This is a genomic window from Methanomassiliicoccales archaeon, assembly GCA_038740345.1.
GTDB lineage: Archaea > Thermoplasmatota > Thermoplasmata > Methanomassiliicoccales > UBA472 > JAJRAN01.
Map to the genome: position 1 here is coordinate 1 of JAVYMA010000007.1, position 26173 is coordinate 26173.

Here is a 26173-nt window from a genome sequence, read left to right on the forward strand (position 1 = left end):
CTTATTTTCTCCTTGATTACGGCCGCCTATGTTATTTTCGGCGGCATGCGCGCGGTGATGTACGCCGATGCCTTCCAGGCCGCTCTCATGCTCATAGGCATGAGTGCAATATTGATGCTCACCTATCTCTTGCTCGGAGGCCCTGTGGAGGCCAATACAACCCTCACGCAGATGGCCACGGTGGAGGATCTGGTGCCCGCTGCCTGGAAGAGCATGGGAATGACCGGATGGACGAGCTTCCCGGAGCTTTATTCCGTGATAGGGCTGACGATGGTCACCACTATAATCATGGGCGTGGGGATAGGCGTCTTGGCGCAACCTCAGTTAGTGGTGCGGTTCATGTGCGCCAAGGACGAGAAGGCGTTGAACCGGGCTATCCCCATAGGGGGGATATTCATCCTGATGACTACCGGTGTGGCTTATACAGTAGGAGCTCTCAGCAACGTCTACTTCTACTATGAGAGCCCCCTGCATCAGATAGCCTATCAGGCGGCCGGGAACAATAGGGACGCCATAATGCCTTTGTACATCAATTCCGCCATGCCTGACATAGTGGTGGTGGTCTTCATGCTCACCCTATTGGCCGCGGCCATGTCCACTTTGTCCTCGCAGTTCCATGCACTCGGCTCCGCCGCAGGTTATGATCTTCTCGCTTGGTTCAGGAAGAGGAAAGGCATGTCGTTGGATGAAGATTCTAATCCTGAGAAGAAAGCCTCGCTGAAGTCCAATCGTATAGGCACTTTTGCGATGATATTGATTTCTGTCGTTCTTGCCTTGAGCATGCCTACAGGGATAATCGCCATTGCCACCGCCTTATTCATGGGCTTATGCGCCTCCGCCTTCCTGCCTGCGCTGACGCATGCGCTCTTCTCCAAACGCTTATCGTTGAACGCTGCCAAGCTTAGCCTAGTGTTAGGTACTATATCGTGGTTCCTGTGGGTGGTTTTCGTTCACGACAAGGAAGCGAAGATCCTAGGGATAGGTCAAGCTCTCTTCGGCAGAGCTACGTTGCTAGGGTTCCCCTGGAGCTTCATAGACCCATTGGTGATTGCCATCCCCATTTCCATCGCGGGCCTGGCGATTGGCTGGTCCATCGACTATAAGAGAGGAAAACTGAAGCCAAGACCAGAATGAGCATTGGAACGCGCTGCGGCACTTCAGCAAAATCTCTTTTTTTAATTTCTTTAGTCATCATTTTTATAATATAAATCAATAATAAACGCGTGATATGAGTCTTTCTCCGACTATTCTTTCGATGCGATCTGCAATCTCATTGATACCCTCCGGCGTCTCAATGGCATCCTTATTTTGGAATATCTTCTCCTTAACTTCCATGCCTACCAGATCATCATTTCCTGGCCGAACCTGGAATATCTGCGAGCCTTCGAACCGGAAGCTTTCGGTCGATATACGATCCTCATCTCCGTCGACGATGGCGATGGTGGGCACACCGAAGCGATAAAGTAGCGCTGCCGTGATTCTACTCGTATCATCTCCTACGCTAACCACCAGTTTTGCGTCTCTGCATTTGAAGGGCGCGTCCTCTGCGGCGTGGTCCACAAAATACACCTTTTCTTTCGACGAACCGATACTCCTTGGAACAGCTTTTGTCCTACGCGTGATTCCAGACCGGATGTGCGCTGATGAGATGTCCACCTTGCCCAGACGCTTGACTCCGCTTTCCTTAAGCTCCATGCCTTTGGCCATTAGCTCACCAGAAGGACTAAAGGCCAACTGCACCACATCAGAACAGGCCCTACCTATCACAACGCCATTCACCCAAACGCTTTCTCCCGGTACCACTCCTCTTACTGTCCTCCATCCTGGCTCTTCACCTATATTCTCAAGAATCGGCCTTGGAAGCAGTTCCAAACCAAGCTCCTTACCTATTCGAGTTGCTAAATCCTCCGCACCCTCCTTCCAAACTATCACCATGCCATTATCTACTTGGATTAAAGGACAAGATATTTTTGAACTGCATCTAGAAAATACTATTGAACCGAATCTCAAGCCAGATTCACGGCTCTTCGCATAATTTAATAGAATTAGACAATCAGCCCATCTGTCCAAAGATATCAATTCCACCGAAGGCTTTCTTTTTCGGGATATATCGATTTCCCTTTCCAGCCCGGCGTCTATCACCGCGGCTATACCGGTGATGCCGCTCATTACGGCTGAAGTTTCGCCTTCTTTTTTAAGTATGGCTAAGACCCTTTGTCCTAACCCGACATCTAGAACCTCTGGGCCGTGCAGAACGGCTGCATACTTCATGAGTTCGAAAAATGGCATGCAGCTATTTCATGAATACTTTTGAATTAATTAGCTGTGAGTAATTTTAGATTTTATTCACTCGCAGTGGTCTTATGCGAATGCCTTTATTTACGCCATATGGACAATTTATTAAGGGATTTCAACAAAGGTTTTCCTGAGCTGAATGGTAAGGAATATGAGCCTCCTAATGCACTAAGGGATATTGGTAGGGCGCTTTCGGCCTAAGTTAAATGAGCGCCCGATGCCTTTAAGGCTATTTCACCTGATTGACATTAGCAAGAAAGGAGGATGGTGGCTGATGAGTTGGAGCTGGTTTGGCAAAGTGTTGATAGTGGCTAGCGCTTTTCCATTGGGTATATTTCTGTATGCATTCTTATATATGGATGCCTTAGGATTGGACCCCTGGGACCTATTGATTGCCGGCAGTTTGGTCTTAGCCCTGATCATGATAGGTGTGGGATGGGCTTTAGCCAGGAAAGAGTTATCTTCGTGACGATATCAACACTAATTTTTTTACTCCCGTCCATCACTCTCACTTCTGGAGCATAATTTTCATGAGAGTGATGATGAAGGAGCCTACTAAACGTTCTCAGCTGGGCTCCACTCTTTATACTCACGATTTTCAATCAATCATTGAACCTTTGAGTGATTATTGACATCTCCGACCGCCAGCTAGTACTCATTTTCATGATTCTAGATAGCCCAAAGCAGTACTATGATAAAAGATTTGGATGAGACCACTCCTCAATGATTTAGTCCTCGCCAAATTTAGTCAAGCAATACGATTTTTTCGTTGCTCACTATGACCATATCATTATGCAACTTGTTCCCGTTGGAATGCTCTTCTCTGCATTTCTCCAAAATCCTCGGTAATTCGCTGGAGGAAAAGTTAGACACGCCCTTAGCGAAGTTGCCTATACGCACAACATCACCCTTCTTAAATCTGCCCTCGAAAGATGTTATTCCACAGGGTAGAAGGCTTTTGCCGTTTCGCAACGCCTTCTCCGCTCCTGCGTCCACATTGATCTTTCCTTTTGGTGCAGCGAATAGTATCCACCTCTCCTTATTCGAATATCTGGACTTAGCTGTGAATAATGTGCCTATCTCCTCCCCTTTAACCACCCTTAAAATAACATCTTTAGTCCTGCCATTGGCTATGACCATGTTGATGCCCGACTGCATGGCTATCTTGGCCGCCGCTATCTTGGTGCGCATGCCTCCTACCGAACGCTCGCTTATATTCCCTCCAGCGATGCGCTCTATATCCTTGGTAATCTCGTCTATCGTATGCAGAAGCTTGGCATCGGGATCCACCTCAGGATTGCGGTCATAAAGTCCATCCACATCAGTCAGCAATATAAGTAGGTCAGCATCGATCTTGCTCGCCACTAGCGCACTAAGCCTGTCATTATCTCCGAAAATCTCCTCGATCTCATCAGTGGCGATCACATCATTCTCGTTTACTATCGGCACGACCCCAAGGCGAAACATTGCCTCCATGGCCTTCTTCAAATTGTTGTAGCGCAAGCGATCTGAGAAGGCGCCATATGTGAGTAAGACCTGGCCAACGCATCTGCCATATTTGCGGAATGCATCTCGCCAGGCCATCATTAAGGTAGCTTGTCCCACCGCAGCACAAGCCTGTCTAACCGCTATCTCTTGAGGTCTTCGCTCCATTCCTAGTTCTGTGGTTCCGGCGCCGATGGCTCCCGAGGTCACAATAATCGACTCTATTCCTACTGCTGCCATCTCCATTATCTGCCGCGCCACCGATTCCAAATATTGTTGATCGATGGTGCCGTCCTCACGACAGATGGTATTGGTACCTATCTTTACCACTACCCTTCGCGGATTGAGCGCTCTCATAGCAGCTTCCTGTGCGTGAATCTCCTCGCACTTTCACCTGAATAATCAGCCACTATATGGCCGTCACCATAGAGCTTCCACTTGTATATAGTCAGACCATCCAATCCTACAGGACCTCGAGCGTGTGTCTTGTTGGTAGAAATGCCCACCTCCGCACCAAGACCATAACGATACCCATCAGCAAAGCGGGTGGAACAGTTCCACATCACGCTCGACGAATCCACCGCATTCATGAATGATTCCGCCGTTTCCCTATTCCTTGTGATTATCGCATCAGTATGATGCGAGCCATATCGGTTTATATGCTCCACTGCCTCTTCAATCGAACCTACCACTTTGATAGAGAGTATAAGGTCATTATACTCCATCGACCAATCCTCTTCCTTCGCTGGAACAGCTTCTATCAATGCTCTTGTAGCTTCATCACCTCTTATCTCCACCCCTGCTCTTCTTAACTCCTTCGCCATCATAGGAAGGAAGGATTGGGCTATGCTTCTATGAACCAGCAGAGTTTCCATGGCGTTACAGACGGCTGGGTATTGAACCTTAGCGTCATAGCAAACTCTCACTGCCATCTCCAGGTCTGCATCCTCATGGACATAGGTATGACATATTCCCGCTGCGTGGCCAAGCACCGGAATCCTGGTAGAGGCTTGAATGGCGCGCACAAGCTCATTGGAGCCACGAGGAATTATCAAATCGATGAAATCATCTTGGGCGAGCAATTCTCTAAATTCCTCTCTGGTCGAGAGGAGCTGAATTGCTCCATCGAATCGGTCGTCAAGTGATGACAGGGCATCCATTATTACTCGGAACAAAGCTTCATTGGTACGTTTAGCCTCTGCACCACCTTTGAGCAAAACCGCGTTTCCTGATTTCAAGCAAAGAGATGATATCTGTATGAGGGCGTCTGGCCTAGACTCAAAGACCACCCCTATTACACCAATGGGGCAGCTCACCTTTTCCAAAATCAGACCATTATCGAGCTCCATGCGCGAGAGTATCTTGCCCAACGGATCCTCTTGAGCAATCAAAGAGGACATCTGGTTTATGCTTTCCTTGATCTTGCCCTCATCATAGCGCAAGCGCTTCAGCAAAGGTGCGGGAAGCCCGCTATCCTTGGCTTCTTCCATATCTTTCTCGTTTTCGGAGATTATGATCGAGGACTTGTTTCTTAGCCCCTCTGATATTCGCAAAAGTGCCTCATTCCTCAACTCCAAGGATAGTTGGGCCAACTTGAATGAGGCGTTTTTAGCCCTCTGAGCAGATTTTCTAACTCCATCCATGATGCGCGATAGCATTCCTATTCAAACCATAAGTGTTTCGATATAACTGAGAGATGTCACAAGTTTTACGAGCTCCTTACCTACAGATTCTTATCACTTCCTACCAACGTTAAAACCTGAACATTTTAAAGACAGGTTAGTTTCTGAAACCATAAGAACGCTAACAAATTAATTCGATTAAAAATGGGTTAGTCAAGAACGAATCGATGAATAAGCCGATTATTGCAATTAGCGCCCCCCCCACGACAAAAATCCTCATCATATGTTATTTTAGGTTATCTATACAATCATATATTATATATTTCGCCTTTTGGAAAATGCTTGAAAGGTTTTTTTACCCGTCTAGGTAACCAATTCTCAACTCATCGAGCCAACATGTTCTTCAAGTCTTCTAAAGGCTCACCTATTGGCATCCATCCAAATTCTTCTTGAATGCGCTTCCAATTATTAGGAGATACGAAAGCTGGCAACGAAGGGCCTATGCGGACATTCCTAACACCCAGCGCCAATAATGTGTATACAATAGCTACGGCCTTTTGCTCGAACCAAGACAAAACGATGCTTAATGGCAACCTATTGAAATCTACCTTGAATGATTGGGATAGCGCCATGGCTATCTGAATCGCAGAGTAGCTGTCATTGCATTGGCCAACATCTAGCAATCTAGGTATTTCAGTACCCTCGATATATCCGAATTCTTTGTCATTGAAGCGATATTTACCGCATGCTAACGTCAAAATGACACAGTCTCTTGGAATGTTCTCTGCGAGTATGGTATAATAGTCTCGCCCAGGCGTGGCGCCATCGCATCCACCGATGAGAAAGAAATGTCTTATTCTGCCTTCTTTGACAGCCTCGATTATCTGAGGCGCCATAGAGAGGACTGCCTTGTGATGGAAGCCAGTATTAACGTAGCCACCGGGCCTCTCTTTCAATTCCCCTATTGACTTAGCATGCTGAATTATAGTTGAGAAGTCCTTTCTATCCGATATTTGCTTTACTCCTTCAATGGCTGGAACACCTATCGTATATAACCTTTCTTTATAACTCGGAAGAGGGATTAATACGCAATTCGTTGTGGCTAATATTGGACCGCCAAATTCCGCGAACTCAACCTTCTGCTTCTGCCACGCCGAGCCGTAGTTGCCAGCTAAGTGTTCATATTTCCTCAGCTCAGGATAGCCATGGGCAGGCAGCATCTCCCCATGTGTATAAATTTGTATTCCAGTTCCCTCAGTCTGCTTGAGCAATTCCTCCAGGTCTAAAAGATCGTGACCTGTTACCAATATACCAGGCGCCTTCCTGACCCCAGTATAAACCTTTGTAGGGGAAGGGTATCCAAAGCGCTCCGTATGAGCAGCGTCCAACATCTGCATCGCCCTGTAATTCATCTTTCCTGAACGAAGAACCATCTGCCAGTGATCTTCGTGTGAGAAGTTTACATTGGTCAGCGTTTTGAATAGGGCCTCATGCATGAATGAGTCCACTTCTTCATCCCTTTTATCCAAGGTGCGACAATGATAAGCGTATGCCGCTATGCCCTTCAATCCATAGATGACCATTTCCTGTAAGCTTTGCAAGTCCTCGTCCTTACCACATACGCCTTTGATAGTGCAGGCTATGCCTTTTGCCGTCTGTTGGCATTGATTGCAATACATTAATATCGCCGATGATTATTAGATTCATATACTATAATAGACTATTTCTTATTTATTATAAGATTATAAGGCCTTAATACTATAATATATTGAGGTAAACGTTATGAAACTAGATGATAAGGATCGCTCTATCATAACGTTTTATTCACAGGATCCAACAATATCTCAGGAAATAATCGCCAAGAGATTGGGGCTTTCCCAGCCTTCCGTCGCCATGAGAATAGCTAGATTAAAGCAAATGGGTGCCCTGGAGATACAATATGGCATAAATCCTCTTAAACTGGGACTTTACCTAGCCAAAGTGGATGTGAGCTCTACAGAACCTGAGCACATACTCGAGATGTTCAGGGAATGTCCCTATTTCGCTAACGGTTTCACAGTATCAGGAAAGAGCAATCTCTGCCTTCTCTTCTACAGCGAAAGCGTTGCAACGCTAGAGGCCATCGTAAACGGGCATTTACGCTCCAATCCCTCCGTGAGAGATGTTGATTTCAACATCATCATAACCTCAGAAAGGAAGCTCATTTTTCCAACTATGCTTATGACCGAAATTTCTGATACACCTCCCTGCGGTATAAAGATGGAGTGCAAAGAGTGCTCATCTTTCAAATCACAAAAGTGCATGGGGTGCCCCGCCACTGGAAATTATCAAGGAAAGTTCTATTATCCAAGGGCTAGTCAAGTCTCTTCCTTCACGGAACGCCGCAAAAAATGATATGGTTGTATCATGAATATCTAAGCTGAAATGATGAAAAGAATAGGATGGTTTACGACCGCTAGAGGTCCAGGATCTCTGAACCTTTTCAAAACTCTGTTGGAGAATATCGATGAAAAGAAGATCAGGGCTGAGCTTTCCTTCGTCTTCATTAACAGAGAAATAAAAGGAAATGAGTTTAGGAGGAAAGTTATGTTAATGGCTCAAGAAAGAGGGGTGCCTGTCATAATTTTCCCATCTGATACTTATTTGCCTCATCTAAAGGAGAGGGATATCCTTGAATGGAGACGAGAATATGGGAAAGAGCTTAGAAAAAGGATTTCAGACTATGATATGGACCTCGGCGTTCTGGCTGGGTACATGTTGATTGTTGACCCGGAGACTTGCAATAGGTTCCCCATCATCAACTTGCATCCAGCCCTTCCTAATACATATCAAGGCACATGGGAAGAGATAGTCAGAAAGGTGGTGGAAAACAAGGATCAATATTATGGCTCTACCGTGCATCTCTGCACTCCGGAGCTGGATAGGGGGGCTGCTATCGCCTTTGACAGTTTCCCAACAAATAAAGTCCTATCCTCCTCCATGGATATGGAGGAGGCGGTCAAGGCAATAAGGGCCGAAGAGCTAAAGAGAGAGGCTTATCTTCTTATGGAAGCTATAAAGTTAATAGTGGACGAGAAAGTCATCATAAAGGATGGGTGTGTGACTGATTCTTTTGGAACGCCTATTTCACCTTTATGCCTAAGCCAAGCTATAGACAAAATTTTGAGCCAAAAATCATGAATCTCAGAGTTTTAGCGTCTGTCTTGCTGCGTTATACCATAAATTGAAAAAATTGATTTTCCTCCAATCAGGATTCTCCTTCACATAGTCCACATACCATGAGCTCATACCGTCCCACTCGTCCACGAACCCTTCACGGGTCATTCTCCATCCTGCCTCATCGGGCGTCAAATCGGACCTCGCCAAGACGAAGGGGAATGTAGTAGTCAGCATGTTTGATTCGTTCGACTCTCCTCCTCTGGACTGTGGGATGATCAAAGCGGTACATGCGCCCGTGAGATAATAGGCTTGATGCATCTCACCCTCAGCCCAGAATTCATGAAATGGGAAGTCCATAGAAAACTTTTCAGAAAGAAGGCGTAAGACGGCTGGGAATATCACTGGTTCCCCGGTGAACCGATTTATGAAGCCATCTCTGGAGAAGACTTTCATCTTCAATGTCAGATCGCCTCTCCAAATGTTCATAGCCACAGCCTTCCTATCCTGTGGGGAGCAGTGACATTTTGGAATTTTAATAACGGCTCTTCGATTAAAGGGGCACTCTCTCTTCAAAACTTTCCTCGCTTCCTCCTCGCCATCTTCAGATAACGTCAGGCAAATATCCATTATAGCATCATGAATGGCTTTCATTTTCATACAACCAAACACTTGTACAATTGATGGTAAATCTGTTCTTCGATGAAATGGAATTTGCAGGATAGAAACATCGAGTCAAACATCGAGGCTCCGAGATTTTTAACTTATGATTCATCAGCTAATTACTTGGTGGGGGCTATATAGACACATCTATTATACCACGCGTCATTACTCGAACAGAAAGGTGAGGATTTCAACTCACTCATTCGCCCAGCAAGGCTAGGATTAATGATGGAAGGCGTAGTAAGGATAATAGATTCACGGAAAGCCAATTCAATTAAGCGAACTCTAGAGGATATTTGGTCTTATCGCGAGCTCCTTTATTATTTCGTCTGGAAAGAGCTGAAGATTCGCTATAAGCAGACGCTTATTGGAGCGGCATGGGCTGTCCTTCAGCCACTTATCGCGATGGCAATATTCTGGTTGGTCTTCGGCACGATTTTAGACGTGCAGACCGATGTTCCATATCCAATATTCGCGTATTCGGGTCTCGTCATTTGGTACTATTTTTCTGGATCCCTCACCCAATCCTCAGCTTCGGTACTCAATAATTCCCACATATTGACCAAGGTCTATTTTCCTAGAATATTACTTCCCCTCTCCTATTGCCTGATTGGGTTGGTGGACTATATCATAGCCACAGTCATGCTGATTGTATTGATGCTATTATTCGGTATCATGCCCTCAGCTTGGCTCCTGCTGCTTTTCATACCTTTCTCCATGAGTGTGCTATTGGCCTCTGGCCTTGGGTTCTGGCTATCAGCCGTTTCCGCCAAATACCGTGATGTAAAGTACATCACCCCTTTCTTCGTGCAACTGCTTTTGTTTATCACCCCTATAATATATCCTTCAACCACAATCCCTCCCAGCTTTCGTTGGATCATCAACATCAACCCCTTAGCTCCAATCATTGAAGCACAGAGGGCCTTTGTTTTAGGAACTGGACTAAGTGATTGGATTCCTTTGGGAATCTCCCTTTTGATGACTTTAGCCATTTTTTTCCTAGGAGTTTTCTATTTCGCCCACCGAGAAAGACAGATGGCGGATGTGATTTGAGATGAAGGGGCCAATGATAGATGTGAGGAACGTATCCAAGAGATACATCATTGGCAGAAAGGACGAGTTAATGCCTTACCGCAATCTCTCAGAAATTATCACTGAAGTATTCACACACCCCCTTCGTGCCATTAAGAATTGGCGTGTGGAGAAAGAGTTCTTTTGGGCCCTTAAGGATATTTCAATGACGGTCGAGGAAGGGGAGGTGGTGGGCTTGATCGGCCGCAATGGTGCAGGAAAGACTACGCTCTTGAAAATAATCTCTCAAATCACATACCCCACCACCGGCGAAATACGCCTCAGAGGACGAGTGGGCAGTCTTTTAGAAGTTGGAACAGGTTTCCATCCAGAACTGACAGGACGAGAAAATATCTATATGAATGGAGCAATCCTGGGAATGAAAAGGGTAGAGATAGAACGAAGTTTTGAAGAGATCGTAAGGTTCTCAGAACTGGAGAAGTTCCTGGATACACCGGTGAAAAGATATTCGAGCGGAATGTATGTCAGGCTTGGCTTTGCTGTGGCAGCACATCTGAATCCTGAAATATTATTGGTGGATGAAGTCTTAGCCGTAGGTGACGTGCAATTTCAGAAAAAATGCCTAGGTAAGATAAAGGATGTAAGCCAGGGTGGGAGAACGGTTCTCTTCGTTAGTCATAACATGCCTGTTCTGGAAGGGCTGTGCGACAAGGCTGCACTGATTCAAGATGGTCATTTGAAAATGATAGGAGACACTCACGACGTGATAGCTGAGTACCTTAGATATCTTAGCCTTCATACCGGCAATGATCTGGATTTGCCCATAGTAAAGAGGAGTGGGGATGGGAGAGCAAGATTTACTTTCATAGAACTTAGGGATGAGCACGGAGATACTATCGAGAGTGTGATGGAAGGGAAGCCTTTCAAGATAATATTGACACTGCGTGTCCTATCCGAGATCGAGCTCGACAAGATAGAAATCACTTTTTCGGACGCAATGAGTAGGAGTATTTTGACTACCAGGAGCACTGATTCGATAAGATTGTCTAAGCTCTCGATAGGAACCCATCGGTTCGAAGTGCATATAAGCCCAAATCCTCTGACCAGTGGTTCTTATACCCTTGGATTATCCTGCTCTGGCCCACATTTGCAAAAATATGATGTCATTGACCTTGCCTACAGCCTGAGTGTGGTGCCGAATCTTCAGGATGATGCGCTAGGTAAAAGGCCTGGCATTATTCGCTTGCCTTTTGAGTGGGCAAAGGAAAATACCCCTTAGCAACGAGCACTTAAACTAAACTTTATAGTAGGAAACAGTAACCAATCGTCAGACTGACTGATCTTGCCCAACTTAATCGGAAGGCAACCTCCTATCATAGGTCTTCGTCTGAGTCCAAATCATAAAATCATCACTTCTATTGCCTCAACAACAAAGTCGTAAGAAACGGCAACTTTAAAGGCAACTTAACTAGAATTATCCTCAAGGATGAAAAGGATAATGTTTTTTTTTTCGAAATTCTTTTAAAACCAAGGCTGAAATGCGCAACTACTCGGCCAAATATGTGGTCAGAGAAGTTGTAATGCAATGAGAGGCTCATTATATGGATTTAAAGTATGATTTGTTGGCCCTTAAGACGAATCGAACAATAGACTGAAAATCTATACAAGGCACTTATGAACCAGGATAAGAGGTGAACTGAGGTGAGGAGCGTATTCGATGAACTTGCCGAGGATTACGATTCTTGGTTCGAAAGGCATCCTGCCGTTTATCAATCAGAATTGGAAGCTTTAAGCAGAGCGTTGACGGGAGGATTGGGATTAGAGGTTGGGGTTGGCACGGGGCGATTTGCATCATTCTTTGGGGTAAAGATCGGATTGGACCCCTCGACCGCCATGCTCTCGCTCTCGAAAATAAGAGAGATCGAACCGGTGAGGGGGATAGCCGAGGCCTTGCCTTTCAAGGATGCCGTTTTTGACCAGGTGCTCTTCGTTACCTCCCTCTGCTTTACTAAACGACCAGAGAAGGCTTTAATGGAGGCGAATAGGGTTTTGCGGAAAAATGGTAGGGTCGTTATTGGTTTGATCGATCGAGGCAGCCCTTTAGGTCAAGAATATATCTCGAAAGTTAAGCACAGCCGTTTCTATGAAGGGGCGATTTTTCATTCAACAGAAGAGGTCCTCGAAATGATGAGGAAGTCCGGCTTCATACCCTATACCACCTTCCAGACGATTTTTCAAGAGCCTGAACGCATCACCACTCCCTCTCAAATCACCGCAGGGTATGGGAGAGGATTGTTCGTGGTCCTATCAGGGAAAAAATAATCGGTGATTCCTATTATTGTTAATTTCAAATTAAAAAAATCGTTAATGAAAAAAGTAATATTGTGGATGTTGATTAAGAGATTCGAAGAGTTCGCCCCTTAACTTTTGCCAGATTTAATAAATAAAAAGTTGATAAGTTGCACCTAAAATATAATCTTCTTTAAAAGCTGATGGAAGTGTTTGAACTTCCACATCTCATCAAAGATGATTAAAATCTTAAAAGATGAGAAGTTAGCACTGGAATGAGAAGGGTTCGGCATTGATTGCTCTTAAAAAAAGATGTGGAAGAGCGCAGATGCAATGGAGAGCCAGAGTTCAGATTATATAAAGAGCTTAATAGAAAGGATCGAAGGTGCTCCCGCCGGGATTTGAACCCGGGTCGCAGACTCGAAAGGCCTGCATGATTGGCCGCTACACTACGGGAGCGGGATGGCGACATTATGGCCATTTGCTACTTAAACCTTGGCCAATCTCGTGTACATTTTATTTACGATATTTAACGCATTCCAGTAAAAAGTTGTGGAGTCTTACCTAAAGCAATCTTATATATATTGAATCCTTATTAGGAAAATACCTTGCGGAGGTTGTAATTGAGCGAGTACGATAACCAAGAAGAAGAGGAGGTTAATCCTGAGGAAGAAATCCTTAGGACCCCCTATCCAAATAAGAAGGAAGGGGAGATGTTCGGGATAGCCGATCAACTTCTTGGAGCGTCCCGCATTAAAATCATGTGTGCAGATGGCAAGTCACGCATGGGACGAATCCCAGGCAAAATCCGCAAGAGGATGTGGATCAGAGAGGGTGATCTGGTCATCGTCAAACCGTGGGAGTTCCAAGACGATAAAGCAGATATCCTTTATCGATACACGAAGACTCAGGCTGCTTATTTAAGTAGGAAGAAAGTACTTCCTAAGAATCTGGATATTTTCTAATATTGGAGGCAGGATGCCCCGGCGAGATGAAATCTTTGCTGCTTTGGAGCGCAAGATACAGGAACTTAAGACTAGGGAGTATGGGGCGGTAGAAGATGAGGACCGCAAAACCCTGGCTGAAGTATTTGATAAACCTGCGTTGTTGACTATATATAAGCTCATGACGGATGGTCTCATCGAGACAGTCGATTTCCCTATTTCGACTGGAAAGGAGGCTAATGTGTTTCGGGTCACCTCGCCTGATGGGAACTATTACGCTCTTAAAATATATCGTACCTCTACCCTGACTTTCAAGCGCATTTCCCGCTATATAGAAGGCGATCCACGTTTCAAAGGCATCAAAGGTTCGCGAAGAAAAGTGGTATTCGCCTGGGCCACTAAAGAGTTTAGGAACTTGCAGCGACTGAAGGAAGCTAAAGTGCGAGTTCCCGCGCCTGTGAAGTTCAATCAGAATATGCTTGTCATGGAGTTCATCGGAACTGAAGGCCAACCAGCGCCCTTACTTAGAGAGGTCCAGTTGGATGATCCCAGGAAGACATATATGACGGTAGTGAAGTATATAAAAGCCGCATACAAGAAGGCGGAGTTGGTCCATGCAGACCTTTCAGAATATAACATACTCATGCATGAAGGGGAGCCTGTGATAATTGATGTTGGACAGGGGATGACTTTGGAACATCCCAATGCTAAGGAGTTTCTGCTAAGGGACATCGAGAATATTAATCGCTTCTTCCGCTCTCTTGACGTTAAGGTCATTGAAACAAACCAGCTGATGAAGGACATAACGGGGGTCAAGCAATGAAGATAGTGAGGATCCCGAAGGAGAGGATAGGCGCCGTCATCGGCACGAATGGAAAGACGAAAGCTTATCTGGAAGAGATGTTAGGAGTACAGCTCAATATCGATTCCGAAGGAGAGGTTACGATCATGGAAGAGAGCGCCAAGGATCCATTGGCGGTTCTGAAAGCTATTGATGTGGTAAAGGCTATTGGGCGCGGTTTCAGTCCACAGCATGCCTATCGCCTCTTCGACGACATGGAGTACCTGGAGATAATAGACATGAAGGATTACGTGGGTAGCAAGCCAGAGCAATTGACGCGACAAAGAGCCAGGGTCATCGGATCGCAAGGTAAGACGCGTAGGCTCATCGAGGATTTAACCGGCGTCTACATGTCTGTCTATGGAAGCACTGTGGGTCTTATAGGCCAGCCCGAGCAGGTCGAGGTGGCAAGGAAAGCGGTGGATATGCTCTTGCGTGGAAGCGAGCATTCCACAGTGTATCGATTTCTTGAGCGTAACAGGTCAAGACTGCGGATAATAGAAATGGGCTTCGAACCTTGATAAGGTAGCCCTTATAAACTGATCTGATCTGCAGGTTATTTATGGACCATTTAATCGATAGAGCGGAAAGAGCGCTCTCCCTTGACCTTTGCGACCACTGCCTAGGGAGGTTGTTCGCCAGAGTGGACACGGGGCTCTCCAATCGTGAGAGGGGAGAGTCGTTGCGTATGGCTGTGGCGTGGAGGAGAGCGTTGGAGGATAGAAAGCCTCTTCCACCCCACCAGAGATGCCAGATCTGTGATGAGCTATTCGAAATGGTCCCTCGCTTTGCCCAGGCTGTAGTGGAGAAGCTTAGGTCAGTGGAGTTCGATACTTTTCTCATCGGTACACGCATCGACCCATTGATACTAGAGAAAGAGGAAAGATTGTGGGAGATGGTAGGCCAGGATAGGGCTGAGCCGATAAAGGCGGAAATGAATCAGGAGATTGGCAAGGCTGTGCAAGGTATGATTCCACAAGAGGTAGATTTCTCCTCGCCTGACGTGGTGGCTCTGGTGGATACTCGTTTCTGCCACGTGGAGCTGGATGTTTCCCCTCTCTTCATTTACGGTCGATACCGCAAATACTCTAGAGCGATACCTCAGACCCGTTGGCCCTGCAACCGATGCCGGGGCAAGGGGTGCACGAAATGCAACAATACAGGTAAGATGTATCAGACCAGCGTGCAGGAGATAATCGGAGAACCGATCAGAAAGTGGGCTGAGGGTACGGATCACTTTTTTCACGGTATGGGACGCGAGGATATTGATGCAAGAATGCTAGGGAATGGGAGACCGTTCATTTTAGAAGTCAGAGAGCCGAAGAGAAGGAGATTAGACCTCGAAGCCCTTGAGAACGAGATAAATATGGCCGGGAAGGGGGTTATCGATGTGCGAGATCTTCGATTTTCCAGCCGTGATGAAGTCCGTCGCATTAAACTGGCGATCCCTGACAAGGAGTATCGGGTTAGGGTTCAATTTGAAAGCAAAGTTAATAAGGAGCAATTGGATGAGGTAGTCCAATCGCTAAAGCGCATACGCATCACCCAGCAGACGCCAGCACGGGTCGCGCATAGGCGTGCCGACCTTGCCAGGGAGCGAGAGATAAAGGGGCTAGTGCTGGAGGAGTTCGATGGTTCCTCGGCCACGTTTAGGCTTCGCACCGAAGCCGGAACGTATGTCAAGGAATTCATCCATGGCGACTCTGGCCGGACCATCCCTTCCCTGGCCGAAAGACTTGGCATACCATGTAGCGTGGAATGGCTGGACGTGATCGAGATCGCTGATCAGAATTGAGGGATCACTATGGTAAAAGCATCACATGGCCCAAGGAAGAAGTCGAGAAATTTGCTAAGGAAATCCCCGAGGTCTCGGGGTCTCTCCCCCATCACACATGAGTTCCAGGAATTCGAGGTGGGAGAGAAAGTGCACATTTATCTGGATCCCAGCATCCACCACGGTATGCCTGCGCTACGCTTCCATGGGAAGACTGGAACAGTAATCGGGATGCAGGGAAGGGCTTTCGTGCTCGCGGTAAAGGATGGAGATAAAGTAAAGACTGTCCTGTCCACCCCTGAACACCTGAGGAAGAGCGCCTAATGCTGGTGAGGGAAATGTCCGAGGAACGGCTGATCACCTTGGCCGAGGTCAAGGAGCTTTTGGAAGAGGAGGCAAAGAGTCGCCCGCAACTTTCTCATGAGCAGAAGATAGCTTTGGACCACGCTAGTAAGTTCGCTAAGCTCTCTGTCGCCGATGCCAAAGCTCTGCTAGAAGAGCTTAGGCAGATGGGGTTCATCTCTGATCCTATAGCCTACCGCATAGTTGACATCTGTCCGACCTATCCTGAAGAAGTGCGGGCTATTTTCGCCAAGGAAAGGCTTATCCTTGAGAAGAAGCAAATCGATCAGATAATCACTGCTGTGAAGAAGCGCATTTAAGCCGGTGGAGCCAATGGAAGACTACGCTCGCATACTCGACTATCTGCCACAGGGCCTTCCAGCGGAGCGTGGTTTCAAAAGAGAGCCGTTGGCCTATGCACTGGGAGAGACAGAGTTCAAACTGTTTGAGCTGGTGCCTAAAGCGAACGTACCTCTCACCATCGGCGAGAGAGTTTATATCGGCAAGGAAATAGAGAAGCGCGACAAAATCGCACATGTGAAAAGACGTGTTTCGTATAATGAGCTCACTGCCGCTGCGCAATCGGAGATGCCCTTCGTCATTGCTGAGATAGCCAAAGAGAATGAGGCGAGATACGTGCGCTTCTTCAACGAGGCCCAGGCCATTACCACCAGATTCCACATGCTAGAACTGCTTCCTGGGTTGGGGAAGAAGACCATGTGGGCCATCATAGAAGAGCGCAAGAAAGGGCCATTCAAGGATTTCGCGGATATCGTTAAGAGGGTCCCCTCCTTCAAGCACCCTGAGAAAGTAATCGCCAAGCGGATTGAGATGGAGTTAGCAGACCCTACACAAAAGTACCACATCTTCGTGGCCAGATAGATGACGCCTACTGAAGTCAAGGAGCTATTAGCGCGATACGGCGTCTGCCCTACGAAGGCCAAAGGACAAAACTTTCTCTTGGATGAGCGCGTGGCGGAACGTGAAGTACACCATCTGCACATAGAGCCAGAGGATGTAGTCCTAGAAATTGGTCCAGGACTAGGAATATTGACAGAAAAGATCCTTCCTTTGGCGGCAAAGACCATATGCATCGAGCTTGACCCTCAAATCTTCCATTATATCGAAGAAAAATTCAAGGGCAGAGTCGAACTCATCAAAGGAGATGCTTTGCAAGTGGATATGCCAGCTTTCGATAAACTCATTTCCAACATTCCCTATAGTATATCCTCTCCTCTCATTTTCCGCATTCTCGAGCATAACTTCCGAAAGGCGATAATCATGGTGCAAAAGGAGTTCGCGGAAAGAATGGTGGCTAAACCGGGAAGCGATGAATATTCGCGCCTCTCAGTCACCACTTATTATCGCGCTCGATGCCAGATTCTTGAGGTTGTGTCGCGCTCCAAGTTCTGGCCTCAACCCGAGGTGGACTCGGCCGTGGTATGTTTGGAACCAAGACCCCCTCCTTTCAGTGTCCATAATGAGCGATTCTTCTTGAGTCTGGTAAAAATACTCTTCCAGCATCGGCGTAAGAAAATCGGCACCATTCTTAGAATGACAGGACAGGCGGATAAGGATGTCATATCCGCCCTGCCATATGTGGAACAGAGGGTGGAAGAACTAAGCCCAGAGATGATCGGAGAGCTTTCTGATGCATTGATGGTTACCAAAATGAAGACATGCGTATAGTGCCATCGCTCGCTTCTCAGAAAAGCACTTTTGCATCTTCACGTATCAGATGCCTATTGAAATAAGCGGGGGGGGGAGGTGCAATCCTTCACCCACCTGCGCCATTGATAAGATTGAGATTGATGGGAGAAATTGACTCCAGTAACAGCACGGTTATGAGGCTAAAGTCATACCCAGTAGCTGAAGATGCAGCCGAGATAGTAAAAATGAGGATTATGCCAGGACTTAATCACTACAGCTTTTAAAGACCGCCAGATTTTCCCATAAACATGTTCTTTATCAGGACCAATCTTAAACTCCAGGGGGAAAACCTTGTCAAAGATCTATCATTCCCGCATACGTCGCACCTTTGCAGTCCTTCAGAAGGCCGGCGGCGCATTCCCCTATTGCCTCTACCACAGTTCCTCGACAACCCGCCTTCACCGCTATGCCCGCCTCCCGCAGTATTTTGAAGGCTTTAGGGCCTATGCTACCTGTTATAACCGTCCCCACCTTTAAGCTGGTCGCTAATCGCGCTGCATCCGGGCCTCTCTCATTTACTGGTCCTTCTATCTTGCACTCCACCACCTCATAGTCCGCAGGGCTACCTTTGAATATCACAAAATGAGTGCACTTAGCCATTGATATCACTTTCCCATGCAAGCTGCCATCGGAACTGCATACCGCTATGCGACATTCCTTCTCTGTCGTTATTTTTCCCATCGATCTGCCTCCTACTATAGGTTTGACATAATGTATGCATTAAGTTATGCTTTCTAATTTCGTTAAGTACGTTTAAAATGAAATATTGCCAAGCTTTTGAAGACAGAATGATTCATTTTTCGAACCCAAGTTGGTAAGAAGAGTGTGATTGATTATCAGTGGTAACTAGAATTCAAAGCCACTGGAGGCTAATAAGTCAGAGCAAACAATTCCGGAAAGGCGTGCGCATGGTGAATAAACATCGATCATAATTTAGTGGGGCATCTATTACTTTAGATGAGATTGCTAAAGTTAAAAGGGTAATGTGTGAAAAAGCACCCTGGAAAATCGCATTCTTTCACTTAATACCAGCTTTGCAAACCGCTTTACCAGAACATTAAACGAAGGACTCCTTGCAGTGAGAACAAAATCAGGGCAAGGCCTTAACAGCAGGGTCTGCTTTTGAAAAAAGAGGCAGAGGTGGACCTAGATAATTAAAATCTGTTTCCAACTTAAAATATTGTCCTTAGTAGTAATATGTGAGACAGCGAGCGACGCAAAATCACATCTCTTTAGCCTAGCAAACATTTTGTTCCCTCTATGCATTAGATGATGAGGAGACGAAAATGCTGATAGGCATAGTTGGAAAGCCCAATGTAGGCAAATCAACCTTCTTCTCCGCCGCAACCTTGGCGCCGGCAGAGATTGCTAGCTATCCTTTCACCACTATCAAGCCCAATAAGGGAGTGGCATACATCCGGGCTCGCTGCCCTCATCTAGACCTAGGAGAGAGCTGCAACCCTCGCAACTCCGCATGCGAAAATGGTGTTCGGTTGATCCCCGTGGAGCTTCTAGATGTTGCTGGTCTGGTACCAGATGCGTGGCAAGGGAAAGGATTGGGTAATCAATTCCTTGACGACTTGCGGCAGGCTGATGCCCTAATTCATGTGGTTGACGCCTCAGGCTCCACCGATGCTGAAGGCTCACCTGTCCCGGCACATTCTCACGATCCGCTGATGGACGTGCGCTTTCTGGAGAAGGAGATAGATCATTGGATCAAAGGGATTTTGGAGAAGGGCTGGGAAAAGGCTGCTCGACAGGCTCATCTTGAAGGGGGCAAAATAGAAGAAGTTATACACAATAGGCTTACAGGACTGGGAATATCTTTGGCACAGATACATGCATCCGTGCGCGAGGCAGCCCTTCCGGAGAGTGTAATATCTTGGAAGGGAGAGGAGCTCATGCGTCTTTCCTCGGCCCTGCGTAAGCACTCCAAACCCTTGATGCTTTCTCTCAATAAAGCTGACGTGGCCGAAGATGCGATGCTGGAGCGACTTCGTAGGATCGAGGGCTATATCTCCATACCCACCTGTGCTCAGTCAGAGCTAGCATTGAGAAAGGCAGCGAAAGCGGGAGTGATCCGCTATATGCCGGGGGATGAAGGATTCCAGATAATAGATGCAGGGAGGCTGACTCCGCCGCAAATGAAAGGGCTAGAGTACATACAAACGCATGTTATGAGCCGCTTTAAAGGCACTGGAGTCCAGCAATGTCTAGAGAATGCAGCCTTCAACATGCTAGGACTAATACCAGTGTACCCCGTGGAGGATGAGCACAAATGGACTGACAAGCAGGGAAATGTGCTTCCAGATGCCTATCTGGTACGAAAGGGGTCCACCGCGAGGGACCTGGCATATAAAATTCATACCGACCTGGGAGAGAATTTCATACGCGCCATAAATTGCCGCACCCAACGCGTGGTGGGACAGGATTACCTGCTGCAAGCGGGTGATGTGATAACCATAGTCACGAAGAAGTAATCACTATGTCAGAGAGCTACGACGTGAGACTCATCACCGCCACCTACAAAAGGCCTAGCGAAAGCGAGCTAGTCATCGAGATGTTCGGTAAGACGCGCGAGGGCCAATCCATAACCATCCGCTACTCTGGCTTCCTTCCCTATTTTCACATTTTCGGCGCCAGCGAAGAACTGGTGGAGGGGCTACGCCGAGATAAGGATGTGGTCAAGGTAGAATGGATCGATCTGTTCCATAAAGGGCAGGTGCGCAGGAGCGCTCAAGTTACGGTGCGCTATCCAGGTCTGGTTCCGGAGTTTAGAGAGAGAATAAAGGGACGCTTCGAGGTCCTGGCCGCGGACATCCCTTTCCATCGCCGCTTTATTTTCGATCACGATATGGGCGCGTGCATCCGGGTGCGGGGAACACGGGTGAAGAGCGAGAAGTACACTACAGATATTGTCCTGGATATGGGGAAGAAGGAAGGAGGTCCAGACTTCGAGAACATAGATGCGTTCAGCCCTTCATTGAAGATCTTAGCCTTCGACGTTGAGAACTCCATTACGGATGGTCAGCTGTATACTATTTGCTACGCCGTGAAAGAGGGGGAGGAGCTACGCTTGGGGGAAGCCATCTGGGGGGAAGAGAAAGAGATAATCGAGCGCTTCTGTCAGATCATACAAAAGGAGGACCCCGATGTCATAACTGGATATAACATCGATGGCTATGATATACCTCTCATCATAGAAAGGGCCAAGAAATTGGGCATAAAGTCCCTTCCATGGGGTAGAGATTTTTCTGAGCCAAGACAGGTTTACAGGAGCTTCTGGCGTCTCAATGGCCGACTGGTGGCGGACGCGTGGTGGGCGGTCAAGACCGACCTTAAGCCTAAGCAGGAGACCCTGAACGCTGTGGCCAAGATGCTGTTAGGTGAGAATAAGATAATAACGGATTTCGGTATGAGCGTTGGCTCAGACTATGACCCCCGTAAGATAGACAAACAATGGCAAGCTGATCGCGGGCATGTTATAGCTCATTGCACCAAGGACGCAGAGCTCTCCTTGCGCGTGCTTGAGAAGATAGGAACGATAAGGCGCACCATGGACATGGCTACAGTCACCAAGCTGCCCTTGGACGATGTTCTGAATATCGGATCGTCATTCCTTATAGACTCGGTCCTTATCCGCGCCGCGGATAGGGCGGTTCCGAGGGTGGGTGTGCCCATGACCGGCTCCTTCGACGAGGAGGAGGCCATAGAAGGTGGGTATGTGCATGAAATCAAGGCAGGGTTGTATCACTGGGTTTGCGTTTTAGACTTTAAATCCATGTACCCCTCCCTAATCATAGCCAAGAACATATGCTTCACCACAATGCATCCCGAAGGGGAGATAGTCTCGCCCACTGGAGTCAGATTCCTTTCCAAACGCCAGCGACCAGGGCTATTACCTGAGATTCTGCAAAATTTGATGAGGGAGAGGGACGAGACCAAGCGTAAAATGCATGAGGCCAAGACGCCTGAAGAATATCGATATTATGATGGTCTGCAGCAGGCCATCAAGGTCCTGATGAACGCTTTCTATGGCGTCTTCGCTTCCTCTTTCTATCGCTTCACGGATCGAGCCATAGGGTCTAGCATCACCGCTTTCGCCAGGGAGACAACTAAGGGTATAATCAAGGAGCTAGAGGCAGAGGGGCACGAAGTCATCTATTCAGACACAGACTCCATCTTCGTCAAGAGCCCTGAGCCTAATTTGGACGGAGCGGTTAGGTTCGGGAAATCGCTGGCGGAACGGTATTCGCGAGAGGGTGGCCAACTTGAGTTCGAGAAGGTGCTGGATCCCCTTTTCTCCCATGGGAAGAAAAAGCGATATGTAGCAAGGGTGGTCTGGCCTCGAAGACAAGAAGAGTTGTTGATTCGAGGCTATGAGACCAGGCGCACAGATTCCTTCGACCTCCAAACCGAGCTTCTAATGGAAGTCTTCGAGCAGATTCTTAATGAAAAGCCAGAGGAAGCAGTGAGGATTGCGAGGAAGCGCATTTCGGATACCTTAGAGGGAAAGGTCCCTATCGAAAAGCTGGTGATATCGAGAGGCGTCAAAGCGTTTCACGAGTATAAAGACCCTGACCGCCTGGCTCATGTCCAAGCTGCAAAGAAGCTTATAGCACTGGGATATGAGTTTGTTCCAGGGATGAAGGTCTCTTGGATCGTCACCAACTCCAAGCGCGTCCCGCAGGAGGTCCAGCCCTACATTTCCGGCATACCATTCCAGGGCACTCCGGATTATAGATATTATGCTGAGCGCCTGGCCCAGAGCGTGGCCCGCGCCACTGAGAACTTTGGATGGACAGAAAAGGATCTGCTCATGGGCTCGCAGCAGGTGGACCTCTTCAGTGGTGCCTTCTCCAGTGATGCGTCAGGTAAAGAAGATACGAGCACCAAATGCGAAGAAAAAAAGAGGGGAACAAAGGAGACGGGAAGGAAGGTCAGCCTCCAGGATTTCATGTGAGCTCCTTCCCCCTATGAGCTTTAGCTTCATTGCTGCGAAGCCAGTACTTATAGACTTCCATGACTGCTAGCAAAGACAGGGCCAAAAGGAGCATGGCGACGTATTCCCATAGAGACACTGGTTCTACCCTTAGTACCTCTTGCAGCACAGGCGTATACATGGCCAGGATATGCACGCCTTGTGCACCCAAGACGCCTAAAACAAGGAAGTAATTTCGGCTGAAAGGGACCTTGAACACTGATTTTCGTTCAGAGCGGCAATTGAACACATGAACATTCTCCAAGAATACCATGAATAGTAAGGTCATGTTGGTGGCTTGGAAAGGCGAATAGCCAGCGTACTCGCCAAGATAATAATATACCAAGAAGGCCAACGCTCCCATGAAGATCGCGCTGATGGCCACCTGCCTTTTCATCAAGGTATCGAATATCCCCTCCTTCGGATCCCTAGGAGGTCTCTGCATCGCTTCCGGCTCTCCCCCTTCCATCGCCAGGGTAACGTGCTGTATCCCATTCGTGACTACGTTCAACCACAACAATTGGACCGCAAGTAGCGGTAGTATCAGCGTTCCCGTAGCGTCATCCACCGCGCCAAAGAACAAGGCTAGGACGAATAGCGTTATTTCAGCCATGCCAGTGGAGACAAGGAGGTAGGTGACCTTGCGCACATTGTCATATGCGTACCTACCCTCCTCCACCCCCGCCACTATGGAAGCAAAGTTATCATCAGTTATGATTATAGAAGCGGCATCCTTGGCCACATCGGTCCCAGAACCCATGGCAACGCCGATATTCGCCTTTCGCAGGGCGGGAGCGTCGTTGACGCCATCACCTGTAACGGCTACAAAGTTACCTAGTCGGATCAGCGCATCCACTATCTCCACCTTCTGCATGGGAGTCACACGGGCGAAGACCTTAGAAACCTTAACTCTCTCCAGATAGGCGGAGGTATCAGAAGTACCGATTTCTGCCAGCTCTTTTCCTGTGACCACTTCCTCTTTGCTTGACGCTATCCCTAACTCCTTAGCGATGGCCAGGGCGGTAGAGGGGTGATCTCCTGTGATCATGATCACCTTGATGCCTGCCGATTTGCACTTTGCCACCGCCTCTCTCACCTCAGGCCGAGGAGGGTCTATCATCCCTATCACCCCTAGGAAGGTTAGGCCTTTGAGCTGTGCCTCTCCAAATTCTGTGGATGGGTCGATCTCTCCCTCGGCCACGGCTAGGACGCGATATCCATTCCCCGAAAGATAATCTGCCTCCATTCTGACTTTGGCCTCATCAAGAGGTTGTAACGCACCTCCGCAGAGCATGTTGCTACAGAAATGAGTCACAGCCTCCACTGCCCCCTTCACCGCCACCATTGTCCTACCATCATCAACATAAAATTTGGCTGCGAACCTTTTCTCTGACTCAAAAGGTATCTCGCCTTTTATCGACAGGGAACGGCCTAAGGAAGAGACATCCAGCCCCAGCTTATATCCCAAAGCCAAGAGGGCCACGTCTACCGAGTCGCCAGCGAAGACCCATCTGCCCTCCACCTTTTCCAACGAGCCTTCATTGCATATCACTGCTGACTTGGCTATTCGCAGCAGTCTTGCCTTTTCCTCCAATGAGATCTCACTGCCATCCTCATGAACGACATGCCCCTCCCCATCATATCCTTCTCCCGAGACAAAATAATGCTCGCCTGGCCCGATGCAAACCAACCTTGCAGTTTGCCTATTCACTGTCAGGGTGCCGGTCTTATCACTGGCGATGCAAGTGCATGAACCGAGGCTCTCCACCGCAGCCAGTCTTCGGGTCAGCACGTTCCGCTTGGCCATACGCGTGACCCTTACAGCCATGGCCACAGTAACAGCCACTGGTAAACCCTCTGGTATGGCGGATACTGCCAGGGCCACGGCAAGGAAGAACACGTCAAGGGGTTGGAACCCTCTGAGAAGGGCCACTATGCCTAACCCCAAGGCAGCGAAGAGAATGATGTAGCTGATTTGCTTGGAGAACTTCTCCAGCCTGATCAGTAAAGGTGGCTTCGCATCGTCCACCATGCTTACGGCCTTGGCGATGTTCCCAATTTCTGTTCTGCCGCCCGTCTGGACCACCACACCCATCCCCCTACCCCGTGAGACGGTGGTTCCAGCGAAGGCCATGTTTCTTCTGTCACTGAGTACTGTATCCTTAGGCAGGGCCCCGATTCCCTTCTCCACAGGGAGAGACTCTCCCGTGAGCAACGATTCGTCCACGCTGAGATTTTGGTGAGAGATTAGCCTCAGATCTGCGGGGACCCTCGAGCCCGACTCAAGCAGAACTATGTCTCCAGGAACGAGTTCCTCGGCTTTGACCAACATTTCTCTGCCTTCTCTCTTGACCCTAGCTGTGGTCTGCAAAAGCTTCTGAAGCTGTTCAGCGCTCCTCTCCGCCTTAATCTCCTGGAAGGTCCCGATGATAGCGTTTATGAGGAGAACGACGGAGATGAAAATCGCATCCTTAACGTCGCCTATCAGAACCGAGACCAAGCCCGCAGCCAAGAGAACATAAATCAAAGGACTGAGGAATTGGCGCAAGAATACCTCGAAAATTGTAGGAGGCTTCTTCGTGGGCAACAGATTTTTACCGAACTTGCGGCGCCTGTTTTCCACCTCTATTTGGGTGAGACCATCGAGTTGAGAGCCTATTCTCTCCAATACCTCCTCCGAAGTCAGGGCATGCCATTCTACCGCTCTGCCCTCCTCCTCCCCCAAGCTTTCTTTGCGCTTCTTATTGAATAATTTGGCCATGGAGAATTAGATCCCTCTTCGTGAACCAAATGCTACTTTAATTTCCTTGAGCATGAATCAACACCATAAGATCTTTCACTTTCACCTTCGAACCTAATACCTAGTGATCAACAAATATTCTTTTGCCGATCACGAGTACCTCGATTCGGTAGGAATTCCCGATTATCACTATATTTGATCCATTCAGTATTGAGTGGGGAATGAGAATAAGAATGACAAGAAAAAAGATTTTAAGCGTGATGTGGTCATGCAAATCACTAATACGCGATAATCTTTAG

General features: G+C 47.6%; 24 protein-coding genes and 1 tRNA gene. 17 read left to right on the forward strand and 8 right to left on the reverse strand.

What is annotated here, in order from left to right; all coding sequences use genetic code 11:
- Positions 1-1134, forward strand: a 1134-nt coding sequence (locus QW520_03480; GenBank protein ID MEM0448867.1) for a sodium:solute symporter family protein, incomplete at its 5' end; no start/stop codon positions are given.
- A 75-nt stretch (positions 1135-1209) separates the two neighbouring features.
- Here QW520_03480 and QW520_03485 read toward each other — a convergent pair.
- Entirely contained in the window at positions 1210-2271 is a 1062-nt protein-coding gene (locus QW520_03485) for a DUF2117 domain-containing protein (protein MEM0448868.1), read from the reverse strand.
- 298 nt (positions 2272-2569) lie between these two features.
- Here QW520_03485 and QW520_03490 point away from each other — a divergent pair, with 298 nt between their 5' ends.
- A complete protein-coding gene (locus QW520_03490) occupies positions 2570-2764 on the forward strand; it encodes a hypothetical protein (GenBank protein ID MEM0448869.1) in 195 nt (64 codons plus the stop codon).
- Positions 2765-3039: 275 nt separating this feature from the next.
- Here QW520_03490 and proB read toward each other — a convergent pair whose 3' ends face one another.
- The 3 genes from proB to hcp all read right to left on the reverse strand — a co-directional run bounded on the left by proB (position 3040) and on the right by hcp (position 7081).
- Positions 3040-4137, reverse strand: coding sequence for a glutamate 5-kinase (gene proB / locus QW520_03495; protein ID MEM0448870.1), 1098 nt, complete (start codon positions 4135-4137; stop codon positions 3040-3042).
- Entirely contained in the window at positions 4134-5423 is a 1290-nt protein-coding gene (locus QW520_03500) for a glutamate-5-semialdehyde dehydrogenase (GenBank protein MEM0448871.1), read from the reverse strand. Before QW520_03500 ends, proB begins: the two co-directional genes overlap by 4 nt.
- A 362-nt stretch (positions 5424-5785) precedes the next feature.
- On the reverse strand, positions 5786-7081 hold the full coding sequence (gene hcp / locus QW520_03505; GenBank protein ID MEM0448872.1) for a hydroxylamine reductase: 1296 nt from the start codon (positions 7079-7081) through the stop codon (positions 5786-5788).
- A gap of 103 nt (positions 7082-7184) precedes the next feature.
- On the opposite strand from hcp, the gene QW520_03510 reads away from it, so the two are divergent.
- Positions 7185-7796: an Lrp/AsnC family transcriptional regulator gene (locus QW520_03510; GenBank protein MEM0448873.1), complete on the forward strand. Its 612-nt coding sequence runs from the start codon at positions 7185-7187 to the stop codon at positions 7794-7796.
- Positions 7797-7994: 198 nt separating this feature from the next.
- Positions 7995-8582 carry a formyltransferase family protein gene (locus tag QW520_03515; protein MEM0448874.1) on the forward strand — a complete coding sequence of 196 codons (588 nt, stop codon included), beginning with the start codon at positions 7995-7997 and terminating at the stop codon, positions 8580-8582.
- A 3-nt stretch (positions 8583-8585) separates the two neighbouring features.
- Here the strand turns inward: QW520_03515 and QW520_03520 are convergent, their stop codons facing one another.
- Positions 8586-9212 (reverse strand): hypothetical protein, encoded by a 627-nt coding sequence (locus QW520_03520; GenBank protein MEM0448875.1) that lies wholly within the window; start codon positions 9210-9212, stop codon positions 8586-8588.
- 234 nt (positions 9213-9446) lie between these two features.
- Between QW520_03520 and QW520_03525 the strand changes: the two genes are divergently transcribed.
- The 3 genes from QW520_03525 (at position 9447) to QW520_03535 (ending at position 12575) form a co-directional block, all read left to right on the forward strand.
- Positions 9447-10274, forward strand: coding sequence for an ABC transporter permease (locus tag QW520_03525; protein MEM0448876.1), 828 nt, complete (start codon positions 9447-9449; stop codon positions 10272-10274).
- A gap of 13 nt (positions 10275-10287) precedes the next feature.
- On the forward strand, positions 10288-11532 hold the full coding sequence (locus QW520_03530) for an ABC transporter ATP-binding protein (protein MEM0448877.1): 1245 nt from the start codon (positions 10288-10290) through the stop codon (positions 11530-11532).
- Between the two features lie 422 nt (positions 11533-11954).
- Positions 11955-12575 (forward strand): class I SAM-dependent methyltransferase, encoded by a 621-nt coding sequence (locus tag QW520_03535; protein ID MEM0448878.1) that lies wholly within the window; start codon positions 11955-11957, stop codon positions 12573-12575.
- Positions 12576-12928: 353 nt separating this feature from the next.
- Here the strand turns inward: QW520_03535 and QW520_03540 are convergent.
- Positions 12929-13001 (reverse strand) — tRNA-Glu (locus QW520_03540).
- 164 nt (positions 13002-13165) lie between these two features.
- Here QW520_03540 and eif1A point away from each other — a divergent pair.
- The 8 genes from eif1A to rsmA are packed head-to-tail and all read left to right on the forward strand — an operon-like array spanning position 13166 to position 18132.
- The gene (gene eif1A / locus QW520_03545; GenBank protein MEM0448879.1) at positions 13166-13507 is read left to right on the forward strand and encodes a translation initiation factor eIF-1A; all 342 of its coding nucleotides are present in this window, start codon (positions 13166-13168) and stop codon (positions 13505-13507) included.
- Positions 13508-13520: 13 nt separating this feature from the next.
- The gene (locus QW520_03550) at positions 13521-14309 is read left to right on the forward strand and encodes a serine protein kinase RIO (protein ID MEM0448880.1); all 789 of its coding nucleotides are present in this window, start codon (positions 13521-13523) and stop codon (positions 14307-14309) included.
- A complete protein-coding gene (locus QW520_03555; GenBank protein ID MEM0448881.1) occupies positions 14306-14848 on the forward strand; it encodes a KH domain-containing protein in 543 nt (180 codons plus the stop codon). Before QW520_03550 ends, QW520_03555 begins: the two co-directional genes overlap by 4 nt.
- 41 nt (positions 14849-14889) lie before the next feature.
- The gene (locus QW520_03560; protein ID MEM0448882.1) at positions 14890-16122 is read left to right on the forward strand and encodes a tRNA pseudouridine(54/55) synthase Pus10; all 1233 of its coding nucleotides are present in this window, start codon (positions 14890-14892) and stop codon (positions 16120-16122) included.
- Positions 16123-16131: 9 nt separating this feature from the next.
- Complete coding sequence (locus QW520_03565; GenBank protein ID MEM0448883.1) at positions 16132-16425, forward strand: 50S ribosomal protein L21e; 294 nt, start codon at positions 16132-16134, stop codon at positions 16423-16425.
- A complete protein-coding gene (locus QW520_03570) occupies positions 16425-16763 on the forward strand; it encodes an RNA polymerase Rpb4 family protein (protein MEM0448884.1) in 339 nt (112 codons plus the stop codon). Before QW520_03565 ends, QW520_03570 begins: the two co-directional genes overlap by 1 nt.
- Before the next feature lie 13 nt (positions 16764-16776).
- The gene (locus QW520_03575; GenBank protein ID MEM0448885.1) at positions 16777-17325 is read left to right on the forward strand and encodes a DUF655 domain-containing protein; all 549 of its coding nucleotides are present in this window, start codon (positions 16777-16779) and stop codon (positions 17323-17325) included.
- Positions 17326-18132 (forward strand): 16S rRNA (adenine(1518)-N(6)/adenine(1519)-N(6))-dimethyltransferase RsmA, encoded by an 807-nt coding sequence (rsmA, locus tag QW520_03580; GenBank protein MEM0448886.1) that lies wholly within the window; start codon positions 17326-17328, stop codon positions 18130-18132.
- 315 nt (positions 18133-18447) lie between these two features.
- Here rsmA and QW520_03585 read toward each other — a convergent pair whose 3' ends face one another.
- Positions 18448-18834 (reverse strand): NifB/NifX family molybdenum-iron cluster-binding protein, encoded by a 387-nt coding sequence (locus QW520_03585; GenBank protein ID MEM0448887.1) that lies wholly within the window; start codon positions 18832-18834, stop codon positions 18448-18450.
- 605 nt (positions 18835-19439) lie between these two features.
- Here QW520_03585 and QW520_03590 point away from each other — a divergent pair.
- Both QW520_03590 and QW520_03595 read left to right on the forward strand, forming a co-directional pair.
- The gene (locus tag QW520_03590; protein MEM0448888.1) at positions 19440-20633 is read left to right on the forward strand and encodes a redox-regulated ATPase YchF; all 1194 of its coding nucleotides are present in this window, start codon (positions 19440-19442) and stop codon (positions 20631-20633) included.
- Positions 20634-20638: 5 nt separating this feature from the next.
- Positions 20639-23116 carry a DNA polymerase domain-containing protein gene (locus tag QW520_03595; GenBank protein MEM0448889.1) on the forward strand — a complete coding sequence of 826 codons (2478 nt, stop codon included), beginning with the start codon at positions 20639-20641 and terminating at the stop codon, positions 23114-23116.
- Here QW520_03595 and QW520_03600 read toward each other — a convergent pair.
- Positions 23109-25895 carry an HAD-IC family P-type ATPase gene (locus QW520_03600; GenBank protein MEM0448890.1) on the reverse strand — a complete coding sequence of 929 codons (2787 nt, stop codon included), beginning with the start codon at positions 25893-25895 and terminating at the stop codon, positions 23109-23111. The genes QW520_03595 and QW520_03600 overlap by 8 nt on opposite strands.
- Between the last annotated feature and the right edge of the window lie 278 nt (positions 25896-26173).